General features: G+C 52.5%; 11 protein-coding genes. 8 read left to right on the top strand and 3 right to left on the bottom strand.

What is annotated here, in order from left to right:
• Positions 1-4 precede the first annotated feature (4 nt).
• The 4 genes from licT (at position 5) to KGP16_RS13470 (ending at position 2,803) form a co-directional block, all read left to right on the top strand.
• On the top strand, positions 5-844 hold the full coding sequence (gene licT / locus KGP16_RS13485; protein WP_037376086.1) for a BglG family transcription antiterminator LicT: 840 nt from the start codon (positions 5-7) through the stop codon (positions 842-844).
• A 113-nt stretch (positions 845-957) separates the two neighbouring features.
• Positions 958-1,527 carry a chromate transporter gene (locus tag KGP16_RS13480; RefSeq protein ID WP_037375950.1) on the top strand — a complete coding sequence of 190 codons (570 nt, stop codon included), beginning with the start codon at positions 958-960 and terminating at the stop codon, positions 1,525-1,527.
• Complete coding sequence (locus KGP16_RS13475) at positions 1,524-2,045, top strand: chromate transporter (RefSeq protein WP_223499840.1); 522 nt, start codon at positions 1,524-1,526, stop codon at positions 2,043-2,045. Before KGP16_RS13480 ends, KGP16_RS13475 begins: the two co-directional genes overlap by 4 nt.
• A 161-nt stretch (positions 2,046-2,206) precedes the next feature.
• A complete protein-coding gene (locus tag KGP16_RS13470; RefSeq protein ID WP_037375948.1) occupies positions 2,207-2,803 on the top strand; it encodes a histidine phosphatase family protein in 597 nt (198 codons plus the stop codon).
• 201 nt (positions 2,804-3,004) lie between these two features.
• Here the strand turns inward: KGP16_RS13470 and fdhF are convergent, their stop codons facing one another.
• Positions 3,005-5,176, bottom strand: a complete 2,172-nt coding sequence (fdhF, locus tag KGP16_RS13465) for a formate dehydrogenase subunit alpha (RefSeq protein ID WP_223499839.1) — start codon at positions 5,174-5,176, stop codon at positions 3,005-3,007.
• A gap of 1,003 nt (positions 5,177-6,179) precedes the next feature.
• Positions 6,180-7,085, bottom strand: a complete 906-nt coding sequence (locus KGP16_RS13460) for a DMT family transporter (protein ID WP_223499838.1) — start codon at positions 7,083-7,085, stop codon at positions 6,180-6,182.
• 179 nt (positions 7,086-7,264) lie between these two features.
• On the opposite strand from KGP16_RS13460, the gene KGP16_RS13455 reads away from it, so the two are divergent.
• The 3 genes from KGP16_RS13455 to KGP16_RS13445 are packed head-to-tail and all read left to right on the top strand — an operon-like array spanning position 7,265 to position 9,123.
• A complete protein-coding gene (locus KGP16_RS13455; protein WP_021806456.1) occupies positions 7,265-8,134 on the top strand; it encodes a helix-turn-helix domain-containing protein in 870 nt (289 codons plus the stop codon).
• Positions 8,135-8,152: 18 nt separating this feature from the next.
• Positions 8,153-8,590, top strand: a complete 438-nt coding sequence (locus KGP16_RS13450) for a glyoxalase/bleomycin resistance/dioxygenase family protein (RefSeq protein WP_021806455.1) — start codon at positions 8,153-8,155, stop codon at positions 8,588-8,590.
• Between the two features lie 44 nt (positions 8,591-8,634).
• The gene (locus KGP16_RS13445; RefSeq protein WP_071683492.1) at positions 8,635-9,123 is read left to right on the top strand and encodes a hypothetical protein; all 489 of its coding nucleotides are present in this window, start codon (positions 8,635-8,637) and stop codon (positions 9,121-9,123) included.
• A gap of 86 nt (positions 9,124-9,209) precedes the next feature.
• Here KGP16_RS13445 and KGP16_RS13440 read toward each other — a convergent pair whose 3' ends face one another.
• Positions 9,210-9,491, bottom strand: a complete 282-nt coding sequence (locus KGP16_RS13440; RefSeq protein ID WP_223499837.1) for a YjcB family protein — start codon at positions 9,489-9,491, stop codon at positions 9,210-9,212.
• A 293-nt stretch (positions 9,492-9,784) separates the two neighbouring features.
• Between KGP16_RS13440 and mrdA the strand changes: the two genes are divergently transcribed.
• Positions 9,785-11,710 (top strand): penicillin-binding protein 2, encoded by a 1,926-nt coding sequence (gene mrdA / locus KGP16_RS13435; protein WP_223499836.1) that lies wholly within the window; start codon positions 9,785-9,787, stop codon positions 11,708-11,710.
• The last annotated feature ends 28 nt before the right edge of the window (positions 11,711-11,738 follow it).

Genomic DNA, 11,738 nt, shown 5'->3' with positions numbered 1-11,738 from the left:
AATGATGAAAGTCATCAAGGTGCTCAATAACAGCCTGGTGCTGTCCACCGACAGCGATAACCGCGAAGTTATCGTGATGGGCAAGGGCATCGGGTTTAACAGCAAAGTGGGAGATGTGCTGGCTGCGGCCAGCATAGAAAAAGTCTATGTGGTGCAGAATGGTCAAACCGGCCACGACCATCTGCGCCTGATAGAAGCCACGCCGGAGCAGCATATTGAACTGGTGCAGATGATCCTCAGGCTTGCCAACAGCCAGCTTGGCGGCCGGGTCAACGAACAGATCTTTTTCACCCTGGTGGACCATCTCAGTTTTGCGATTGAGCGCTGCCGTAAAGGCATCGTCATACAGAACCGGCTGTTGCATGAGGTAAAACGCTTTTATCCGCAGGAGTTTGCCGTAGCATTACAGGCGCTGGCGCAGATCAACGAGCGCTTGGATATCCTGTTGCCGGAGGCAGAGGCGGGGAACATTGCCTTTCATCTGGTCAATGGCCAAACCGACGTGCAGAGCATGGAGCACACGCTGCTGGCGGTGAAGATGCTGAAGGATATCTTCAACATCATCAAATACCATTTCCGCATCGATATCGCCACAGACTCGCTCAATTACTCGCGTTTCCTGCTGCATATGCAGTTTTTCATTCAACGCATGATCGATAACAAACAGGTAAAGTCGAAAGACGATTTCCTGTTCTCGCAGGCGACGAAAGAGTACCCAGATGCCTATCGTTGTGCACTGGTGATCCGTGACTATGTGAAAAATCTGCTGGAAATGGAGATGTCCAACGACGAGCTGCTGTACTTGGTCATCCACCTGACGCGGATTGTCGATCGGGACGATTAAGCTTGTTCTACGGCGCCTACACCGTAGCGATAATGGCTCTGAAATGCATTAGACATCATGGCTTGGCCGCGTGCATTATGCCAGATAACAACTGAGATAATGTGGGAAACGCCATGTCAGATCCTAATGTGCTACAGGGCCAGGAGATCGCCGAGCCGCCGAGCAATACTCAACTGTTTACCGGCTTTCTGATGCTGGGCCTGATCGGCTTTGGCGGGGTGCTGCCGCTGGCGCGCAGTATGTTGGTGGAACAACGCCGCTGGTTAACCGCTGAACAGTTCACCGAACTGCTGGGACTGTGCCAGTTCCTGCCGGGTGGCAACGTTATTAACCTTTCCGTGGCGGTGGGGATGGAGTTTCGCGGATTGCGTGGTGCGCTATCGGCCTTGCTCGGGCTGATCTGCGCCCCAACGGCAATTGTGGTTGGTCTAGGCGTGATTTATGCCCGCTACCAAGACGATGCTCATGTGCAGCACGTGTTTGCCGGTTTAGCCGCAGCTGCGGCGGGCTTACTGCTCTCTACCGCATTGAAAATGCTGCTGCCACTGTGGGGAAAATGGTTGCCGTTAGCGATTGTCGCCATTGCTTTGGTGGCGATTGCCTGGCTACGTTTGCCATTGCTGCCCACCATGCTGGTGCTGGCACCGCTAAGTATTCTGCTGGCGTGGAGGAAACCTTCATGATGGCGGTGTTAATCTCGCTGGCGATCATTTTTACCGAGCTTTCGCTGATGGCGTTTGGCGGCGGCTTTAGTATCCTGCCGGAAATGCAGCGCCAGGTGGTGGAGGTGCATCAATGGATGAGCGCCCAGGAATTTAGCGCGCTGTTCGCCATGGCACAGGCGGCACCGGGGCCGAATATGATGATCGTGCCGCTGATTGGTTGGCACGTCGCGGGCTGGGCCGGGCTGTTGGTTTCCTCTGTAGCCAAGTTTGGGCCGTCGTCCATCGTTACCATTTTGGTGATGGGCGCATGGCGGCGTTTTAAAGATAAGCCCTGGCGGCGTATCGTGCAGGTTGGGCTGGTGCCGGTCACGGTCGGTTTGGTTGCCGCCAGCGGCGTGCTGATTGCCCAGGCTTCAGCGACCAGCTGGCGATTGGCGATATTAATTGTGTTAGCGACGCTGCTGAGTATGAATAAACGTATTCATCCATTATGGATCCTAGCGGGCGGTGCGGTTCTGGGATTAGTGATTGGGTGACGCCTTAACTTTCTAAAAGGGGCCGCATGCTGCGTCCTTGATCATTAATCTCAAGCCACCCGTTTTGGCAGGTGGCTTTTTTAATTAGTCACGACAATGGCCTGCAAGCACGTGGCCTTACCTGGCGGCGTTCTTAAGGGCAAATATGGGTGGAAAGAACCATGAAGCAAGCGTTTAAAAACGGCATATTGGCGTTACTGTTATCCAGCGTGGCAGGGGCCGCCTGGAGTGAGCAAACCCTGGTTTTCGTTCGCCACGGTGAGAAGCCAGACAACAACAGTGGTCAGTTGACCTGCAAAGGTTTTAACCGCGCCTTGGCACTGCCGGAGGTCTTGATTTCCCGCTTCGGTAAGCCTGAGGCCATTTATGCCGCTGGCCCCAAGAAAAATAAGCTGGGCAGCTCCATGCGGGCATTGACCACCATCACCCCAACGGCCATTCGGCTCTCACTGCCGGTGAATATCCAGTATCACGCCGATGACATTGCTGATTTGCAGGCGGCTCTGCTGGACGATCGTTTCCGCAATGCCGTGGTGTATGTCTCTTGGGAACATCACAATCTGGTGCAGGTGGTAAAAAATATCATCACCGCCGAGGGAGGTAACCCACAACAGGTTACCAAATGGTCGGGGAATGATTTTGACGGTATCTATGTGCTGACCATTAACCATGACGCGTCCGCCAACAAGATCCGCTTCGAGCGTCAAACCGAAGGGCTTAACAACGTCGCGGATACTTGTCCAACCGGAATGAAGTGACAATATCAGCGCAGAAATTCAGTCACCGGAGTCACTAAGGGCGCGGTACTAAAATCGCTTTCTGGTGCGTGAAATATGGATTGGTCGACCTGATAAGCCATTAATTTGCATGAGTCAACAAGGTCAATGACGGCCAAGTAAATAATGAGGTGGGGTTGTACACCACACCTCAATGATTTCCGCGTTAATCCGATAATTAACCTAAGCTTCTAACGGCAATAACAAGTCATCCACGGCGCTGCGCAGGCGGGCCTTCATGGTGCAGTAACTCTGCTGAGCATAGTTTTCTGCCCATTGCTGATCGGCAATGGCTTCCAGCTTCACCGCACAGTATTTGGTTTCCGGCGTTTTCGAGATCGGATCCAGGTTATCCTGGGTCAGTTCATTACAGGCGCCAATCCACCACTGGTAGGTCATATAAACCGCGCCCAAATTAATCCTCTCGCTATAGTTGGCTCGGGAAATCACCTTGCCGCGGCGGGAGGCCACCCAAACCAGTTGCTGGTCGGCAATGCCCAGCTCAGCGGCGTCTTGCGGATGGATCTGCACAAAACCAGGCTCATCCGCCAGCGTTTGTAGTGCCTTACAGTTGCCGGTCATTGAGCGGCATGAGTAGTGGCCGACCTCGCGCACGGTACACAACACGAGAGGGTAGTTTTCATCAGGGATTTCTGCGGGAGCGCGCCAGGCTGTAGCAAACAATTGACCTTTGCCGGAAGGGGTCGTGAATTGGTTCCCCTGATACAGGTAAGGTGTCCCCTGGCTGTCCAAGGTGGTACAAGGCCACTGCACATGGCCGAGCTCACCCATTTTTTCGTAAGTGGCTCCGTAAAACAGTGGGCACAGCTCGCGCATCTCGTCCCAGATCTGTTGGTTATCTTCGTAGTGCATTGGGTAACCCATTTCAGTCGCCAACAGGCTGATAATTTCCCAGTCACGTTTGACGTTATACTGCGGCTCGATAGCTTTCTCAAAACGTTGGAAACCACGGTCGGCACAGGAGAACACTCCGCCATGCTCCCCCCATGAGGTGGCAGGCAAGATCACATCGGCCTGTTCGGCCGTTTTGGTCATAAAGATATCCTGCACCACAATAAAGTCCAGCGCGTCAAACCCACGACGGACCAGGCTCAGATCGGCCTCGGTCTGTAATGGGTCTTCCCCCATGATGTAGTAGGCTTTGACTTTACCTTCAAGGGCCAGATGCGGTATTTCGGTGATACGGTAGCCTACTTCGGCGTCCATCTGTGCGGCGTCAATCCCCCAGGCTGCGGCAAATTTGGCTCGTACTGCGGCGTCGGTCACGGCCTGATAACCAGGGAATTCGTTTGGCAGAACCCCCATATCGCAGGCTCCCTGAACGTTATTTTGTCCACGAACCGGCCCAACCCCCACGTTGGCGCGCCCCAAATTACCCGTGAGCAGTGCCAGGCTGGCAATGCCTTTCACCACGTCGACAGCCTGACCAAACTGTGTTACGCCCATGCCCCACATAATGGTGGCGGAAGGGGCACTGGTGTAGATACGCATTGCCTGGCGGATCTGCTGGGCAGTGACCCCTGTCAGGTGCTCCACCGCTTCTGGAGAATAGTCTGCCACTTGCTGGCGATAGGCGTCGAAACCTTCGGTATAGTTGGCAACGTAATCGCGGTCATACAGGTTTTCTTCAATCAAAACGTGAGCGAAGGCATTCACCAGCGCCATATTACAGCCGTTGTTGATTGGTAAATGCAGATCGGCAATACGCGCCGTTTCGATGCGGCGTGGGTCGCATACGATAATCTGTGCACCTTTCTCTTTGGCCTTCAACACTCGGCGAGCCACGATAGGGTGCGAGTCTGCACAGTTGTAGCCGATGATCAGCAGGCACTTGGAGTTTTCGATATCGCCGATAGAGTTACTCATCGCGCCGTTACCCAGAGTCGCTTGCAAACCTGCAACGGAGGGGCCATGGCAAACGCGGGCACAACAGTCGACATTATTATTACCGATCACCGCCCGGGCGAATTTCTGCATGACATAGTTGGTTTCATTACCCGTCCCGCGCGATGAACCGGTATGCATGATGGCACGCGCACCATATTGCTGCTTGATCTCTTTCAGACGCTGTGCCGTATAGCGAATAGCCTCCTCCCAACTGACAGCCTCAAATTTGCCACCTTTCACACGGCGGATCAGCGGCTGATTAAGGCGCGGAGTCAGCAGTTTGGTATCATTGAGGAAGTCCCAGCCGTAGTAGCCTTTCAGGCAAAGTTCCCCCTGATTGGTTACCCCGTCTGCCGCTTCGGCACGCAGGATTTTGCCATTTTCTACTACCAGTTTCAGTTTGCAGCCTGCGCCACAGTAAGGGCAGACAGTGGTGATTTTTTTCATGGTGAACTCCCGGATTACCCCTGTAACTTTTGAGCGCAGCTAAAAAGCTTTCGGGGATGGCAAGGTTTATGCTCCGCCTATGGCAATACATAAAACATGCCAACCAGGAAATATTTTTTATAACAGTAGGTTGCAGGGGGGGTGATGATGTTTCGACAGTTTTTCGACATAAATGACGATGCGGTGCCGGACTTTCGTCACTCCTTTTATCGTAAAATCGGCTCAGGCATAGGCGGGGGAGGAATCCAACACAATTACGGTTCTTCCGTATTACTTTAGACCATGGCTATCGATTTATTTCCCGCTGCTTACTTTGATTGTTGTTAATAAAATTACCATATCGTTTTAACGGTTTTCATTATAGGAATGATTAATAGGCATATACTGTCGAATAAAAACAACTTGACCTTGATAAAATAATTTAGAATGATAGTCATTATCAGTTTCTGGAAGGTTATTCTGTGATGACCTCATTTGAGAAATGAGTAGGTGTTAGCACCTTCAGACATTTTTACAATGCCTGAACAATCTCTCTTATTCTATAATATTCATTGAAATCAATAGTGTGATTTTAAAAATAGGTTCATTGCTTACATTTTAGGGGGGTAATGAAAAACATTCTATTTGTCTTTTTTTGTGTTTTTCTTGGGGTTGCCATAGGTTCTATTGCGAGAAGCTTTAACGCATCTCCGTTATTTCAGTCCTTGGCTATTTCTACTGGCATAGCAATCGTGATGTTTATTTATTATCAAGCAACAGGAGTTTTTAAATGAAAGTCTTAAGCTTTGATGAAGTTAATTTGGTTTCAGGTGCAGGAAGCTAATAAGCCATTAATATGTATGAGTAAACAAGGTCAATACGAATCCTACTGCAATGGGCTGTAATCTTTCGTGATAGTGGGGCAATCATTGAGGTGGTTTACCTCACACCTCAATGATTTTTGTGTTAATTCATGGATTATCTTAAGTGGGCAACGGTATCCCTACACTTATATTTAATACGGTCACTGAACTCCACGTTTCCATCGATATAGATTGAATCTCCCCGGCTTGGAAAACATCACCAGGTTGCCCAGCAGGATCAGACACAGGGCGATCACCGCATTCAGATGCCACTGGTAACCCTCATACAGAGTGGAGATCGTCAGCGCCACCAACGGGAACAGCAAGGTGCTATAGGCGGCGGCCCCTGAGCCGATGCGGCCTAACAGGGTGAAATAGGCGGCAAAGGCGATCACCGTGCCAAAAATCGCCAGATAGAACAGCGAACCCAGATAGCGAGTGGTGAATTCGAGCTGCAATGAAGCGCCCTGTGCCAGTGCGATGGCAAACATCAGTAGTGCGCCGTAGCTCATGGCGTAAGTGTTGGTGGAAAGGATATCCAGTCCACGGCGTTGATGGCGTGTGCTGAGCATGTTCCCCAGCGAAAAACCATAGGTGCCCAGGGCGCTCAAGCCGATCCCCTTAAGCAATTCTGGCGCCATCTGGGTCGCCATCAGATCTTGCCAAAACAGCGCCACGATGCCGATCATGCCTAACAGCGCCGCAGGAAGCAGGTTGGGGCTGGGGCGTTGGCGGAAGAAAATCATGCTGTTAACCGCGTTGAACAACACCGCCATCGAGAAAATCACCGATTCCAGCCCGCTGCTGATATAGGCTGCGGCCAGGTAGAAACAGTAAAAGTTAAAGCCAAACACACAGCAGCCCTGCAACATGCAGAACAGGTGGTCCCGCAGGCTAATGGCCCGCAGACGGCGTAGCGCCAGCATGGCCAGCCACATCACGGCGGCAGCCAGCAGGAAGCGGTAACCGATCGAAACGGGGATCGCCACCGTGCCTTGTTGCAGGGTAATCGCAATCCAGGTGGTGCCCCAAATCAGCACCACGGCAAGATACAACAGCGTATTCATAAATTCTCCTGTGAATGATGACGGGAGTATTCATCTTTTTGCGCCGTAACGCTTTCAGCCTTTTGCGGCCAATTGCATATTCTTGCGCTTTTTTTTGTTAAAAGCGCCCGGTGACAACTGGTATCCCGCGCCAGCACTCTTTAAACTGAAACGGCTTGGATCACAGGAATAGGGCAGCTATGGCATACCTGGCATTTGAAACACTGCACCAACATAAAGCCCGGTTGCACAATAGCGTGCAACTGGGATCTGGCGTGCAACTTGCGGCCTGGTCCAACTGCAACGACCGTATCACCCAGGAAAGTGCCGATCACCACACCCTCAGCCTGTACGTGGCGGATGGTTATGAGTGCTATCAGAAGGTACCAGGGGGGTGGCAGAACGGCGGCGGCCCGGATCGTTTTTGCATCATGCCGCGTCATTACGAATCCACCTGGGATGTCCGCAGCAATCTCTCTTTTGTGCATCTGTACTGTACCGACCAGCATTTGCGCCATTTGGTGGAGCAGACCTGGGATCGCAGCCCGGCGTCCATCAACGTAGAGCCGCTGTCGTTTGCGGAAGATCCGCAAATCACGCTGCTGTATCGCCAGTTTTTACTTAATCACAATTGGCAAGATAGCGCCAACCAACTGGCACTGAGCAGCGCCTCTACGCTGTTGATGTCGCATATGCTTCAGCGCTACACCCAGTTGCAATGGCGGCTGCCCAGCGTGCGTGGTGGGCTGGCACCGGCCGTGCTGAAGCGGGTGCAGGAGTTTATCTATCACCATCTCGATCAATCCTTGGTGCTGGCAGACTTGGCCGCTCAGGCGGAATTAAGCGAGTTTCATTTTGCCCGCATGTTTAAACACAGCACCGGGCAGGCGCCGCATCAATATGTGATGCAGGTGCGTTTGCAGCAGGCGGAGAAATTACTGCGCAACACGCTGATGCCGCTAACCCAGATTGCGCTGGACTGCGGCTTTAGCTCGGCCAGCCATTTCAGCCACCGTTTCAAGGCATTCTATGGCTATACGCCGATACGGCTGCGGCAGCAAAGCCGTTAATCCCTGAGGAGAAAGGATATGGAACAACCATTTTGTGGTGTTGAGGTACTTTTTGTCGCGGGTTTTGGCCCGATCACCCAAAACACCAGCCAAAGTGCCGCGTTTTATCAGCAAGCGCTGGGGTTGCCGCTAAAGCCAATGGAAGGGAATGAGGACTATCTGCTGACCGAGCACGATGCCTTGGCGGGCGTGAAGCACTTTGCGCTGTGGCCACTGGCGCAGGCGGCTCAATCTTGCTTTGGCCAGGATCAATGGCCACAAGATTTGCCGGTGCCACAGGCGTGGATGGAGTTTGACGTGGCAGATATGGCGAAGGCTACCCAAACGCTGCTGGATCAGGGCTATCAACTGCTGGTAGCCAACCGTCTGGAGCCGTGGGGCCAGAGCGTCACCCGTCTGCTAAGCCCGGAAGGCTTGCTGGTCGGCGTAACCTTAACTCCCTGGATGCGCGGCTAAGCAAGTCGGCATTGTTTTGGTCTGTGCGCTAAGGAGAGCGACCATTGAAATTCTGTCACTACATCAGCACTCTATTATCGGTCATGCTTTCCTTCTCCGCACTTGCCGAAGAGTCGCCTATCCGGGGGCATGGGCGAATTGTTCCGTTCAAATATGGGCCAGCCATAACCCCGGACAACCAGGCAACGTTATTGCCTATATACCCGCGAGTGTATCGGGATTTGTTTCACTGTAAGCCGGTTTTTAGATTGACGGGGAAAGTTGATGAGATGGTATGGGTCAACACTGCTGACTTAACACCTCTCGAAATCAAAGAGGGGAACGCCGAAGCCCTGTTTTACAGTGAGACCGATCTGCTGTTAAAAACCACAGGTTACCAGCAAGGGGACTGCCTGGAAGTTGTGATGGAAGTGGACGATGGCGGTGATATTTACGAAGGACAAAAAATTTTGACGGTTTACGCAATGGTAAATGCGCACGGAATTGTCCACTTCAGGCAACCGTTCAAAGAGTACACCCTCAATATAAGATAAGGTTGATGCGTGCTCGCCTTGGTTGACCCATAGCCCGCTTACGACAAGGGGCGCGATAGCTGCGCCCGTCTAGACTGGAAAAACGGTTATGGCAGAGGGAAGGCGGTCGGGTTTTGGCTCATGACATCGATGAAAACGTCTTTGAATGACGCCCAGAATTGCATAATGCCTGCCAGGTTGAAGGACATGCCCATCAGCCCCATTACAAACCAGCAGCTAGTGAACAACCCGAGGCTGCTGAACACAAACGCCATGCCGTTACGGCTGGCCTTGCGGCACACCACATTCAGTTGGCTGGTCAGAAACATCATCACTGCGCTCAGTAATTCCCAGCGCATCATAATAAAGCCAGTGGCTATGGTACTCATCGAAGGTGATCCTTTGCTACACATGCCGCAGCCAACTCCAGGTATCAGACCTTGGGGCAGAATGCGCATTGGATAGACGGTGGTTTAGGTTGTTGGTGTGATCTGCGTCACATTGTAGCATTGGAATAATTGGCGTCTCAATAGTCGTTATGGCCTGTCTGACAAATCCTGGCAACATTCCAATATGTTGAAACATTTATGCCAACTCATTAGCAACCTTTTAATGTAGCCCCCGGATTATTAACGCTATGCTTGCCGGCTTTTCGCCCAGTCAAACAGGTAAGACTCTGCGCATGGCCCAATTGCAAGATCCATTCCGTGACCATCCCGCCGAAGAAACGTTGTTCATTCGCCGTGCCTGCGTGGCGATGGTGCTGGTCGTCGCCTGTTTTGGCTTGCTGGTTTTCAACCTGTATCAGTTGCAGATCAAACAGCATGCGTTTTACCAAACGCGCTCCAATCAAAACGACATCAAGATGCTGCCCATTGCCCCCCATCGTGGCCTGATCTTCGATCGCAACGGCATCCCGTTGGTACGCAATATACAGCTGTATCAGATTGAAGTGACCCCCAGCAAGATTGCCGATATGGCAACGCTGTTGCAAAACCTGACGCCCATTGTAGATTTGACGCCGGATGATATCGCCGCGTTCCGTGACGATATGCGTCACAATAGCCGCTATAAGCCAGTTACGCTGAAGACCGGGCTTAGCGAAACCGAGGTGGCTCGTTTTGCGGTAAACCAGTATCGCTTTGACGGAGTGACCATCGAGACCTACCAGCAGCGGCAATATCCTTACGGGGCACAGTTGGCTCATGTGGTGGGGTATGTCTCCCGCATTAACGATAACGACGTTAAAAAGCTGGAGCAGCAGGGCCTGGAGCAAAACTATGCGGCCGACCACAATATTGGCAAACAGGGGCTGGAAGCCTATTACGAGAAAGAGTTACACGGCACCACCGGCTATCAGGAAGTGGAGGTGGATAACCACGGGCGTATCGTTCGCCTGCTGAAGGAACAACCGCCCCAGGCGGGCAAAGATATCTATCTGACGCTGGATCTGCACCTGCAACAGTACATTGAAGGCTTGCTCAAAGGGCAACGGGCGGCGGTGGTGGTTGCCGATCCGCGCGACGGAGGTATTCTGGCGATGGTCTCCAGCCCTAGCTACGATCCCAACCCGTTCGTCAAAGGTATTGGCTATCAGGCCTATAAGTCGCTACTCAGCAACCCGGATTTACCGCTGATTAACCGCGTGACGCAGGGGTTATACCCGCCTGCATCAACGGTAAAACCTTATATGGCGGTATCGGCACTGTTTGCCGGTGTCATTACCCCAACCACCACTTTCTTTGGTGCCCCCACCTGGACCTTGCCGGGAACGCAGCGTCGCTATCGTGACTGGTTGAAAACTGGGCACGGCCTATTGAATGTCACCAAGGCGATCGAGGAGTCGGCCGACACCTTCTTCTATCAAGTTGCCTATGAGATGGGGATAGACCGGATCCATCAGTGGCTCAGCCAGTTTGGCTATGGCAAGGCGACGGGAATCGATCTGAACGAGGAATATCGCGGCGTGCTGCCGAGCAGGGAATGGAAGCAGCGGGTACATAAAAAAGGCTGGTACCAAGGTGATACCGTCTCGGTGGGTATTGGCCAGGGGTATTGGATCGCTACGCCGATCCAGATGGTGAAAGCGCTGACCACGCTGATCAACAGCGGCAGGGTGAAAACGCCGCATTTGCTGTATTCGATGAAACGGGGCCGGGAAGTCGAACGCTACCAGCCACCAGAGCAGGCCGTGCAGATTGGCGAGGCCAAATCGCCGTATTGGGGAATTGTGCGCAACGGTATGTATGGCATGGCGAACCTGCCTAACGGCACCGGGTATAAGCTGTTCCATACTGCGCCCTACCAGATAGCGGCCAAATCGGGGACCTCACAGGTTTTCAGCCTGAAAGAAAACCAGACTTACAATGCCAAAATGATCCCGGTACGCCTGCGTGACCATATTTTCTACACTCTGTTTGCGCCGTATAAAAACCCGCGGGTGGCGATGGCTCTAATTCTGGAAAACGGGGGTGGGGATGGCGTAGTTGCAGGGCCGACGGCCAGGGCAATCCTGGACCACATTTTCGACCCGGCCAATGCGCCAGCGCCGGGGGAAAACGACGCTACCCAGAAGCAGTTGGGAGACAGTGACGATGTGCAACATTAAACGCGTTTGTTTTTACTTTCTTACAAAC

The sequence above is a fragment of the Serratia sp. JSRIV006 genome, assembly GCF_019968685.1.
In the GTDB taxonomy this organism is placed as follows: domain Bacteria; phylum Pseudomonadota; class Gammaproteobacteria; order Enterobacterales; family Enterobacteriaceae; genus Chania; species Chania fonticola_B.
Note: the sequence above shows the minus strand (reverse complement) of the source record. Positions and strands in the feature narration are given on the sequence as shown.

What these genes read in the sequence shown, in the direction of transcription:
- licT (WP_037376086.1), top strand. Translation starts at nt 5, where the DNA reads ATGAAAGTCATCAAGGTGCTCAATAACAGCCTGGTGCTGTCCACCGAC.
- KGP16_RS13480 (WP_037375950.1), top strand. Translation starts at nt 958, where the DNA reads ATGTCAGATCCTAATGTGCTACAGGGCCAGGAGATCGCCGAGCCGCCG.
- KGP16_RS13475 (WP_223499840.1), top strand. Translation starts at nt 1,524, where the DNA reads ATGATGGCGGTGTTAATCTCGCTGGCGATCATTTTTACCGAGCTTTCG.
- KGP16_RS13470 (WP_037375948.1), top strand. Translation starts at nt 2,207, where the DNA reads ATGAAGCAAGCGTTTAAAAACGGCATATTGGCGTTACTGTTATCCAGC.
- fdhF (WP_223499839.1), bottom strand. Translation starts at nt 5,176, where the DNA reads ATGAAAAAAATCACCACTGTCTGCCCTTACTGTGGCGCAGGCTGCAAA.
- KGP16_RS13460 (WP_223499838.1), bottom strand. Translation starts at nt 7,085, where the DNA reads ATGAATACGCTGTTGTATCTTGCCGTGGTGCTGATTTGGGGCACCACC.
- KGP16_RS13455 (WP_021806456.1), top strand. Translation starts at nt 7,265, where the DNA reads ATGGCATACCTGGCATTTGAAACACTGCACCAACATAAAGCCCGGTTG.
- KGP16_RS13450 (WP_021806455.1), top strand. Translation starts at nt 8,153, where the DNA reads ATGGAACAACCATTTTGTGGTGTTGAGGTACTTTTTGTCGCGGGTTTT.
- KGP16_RS13440 (WP_223499837.1), bottom strand. Translation starts at nt 9,491, where the DNA reads ATGAGTACCATAGCCACTGGCTTTATTATGATGCGCTGGGAATTACTG.
- mrdA (WP_223499836.1), top strand. Translation starts at nt 9,785, where the DNA reads ATGGCCCAATTGCAAGATCCATTCCGTGACCATCCCGCCGAAGAAACG.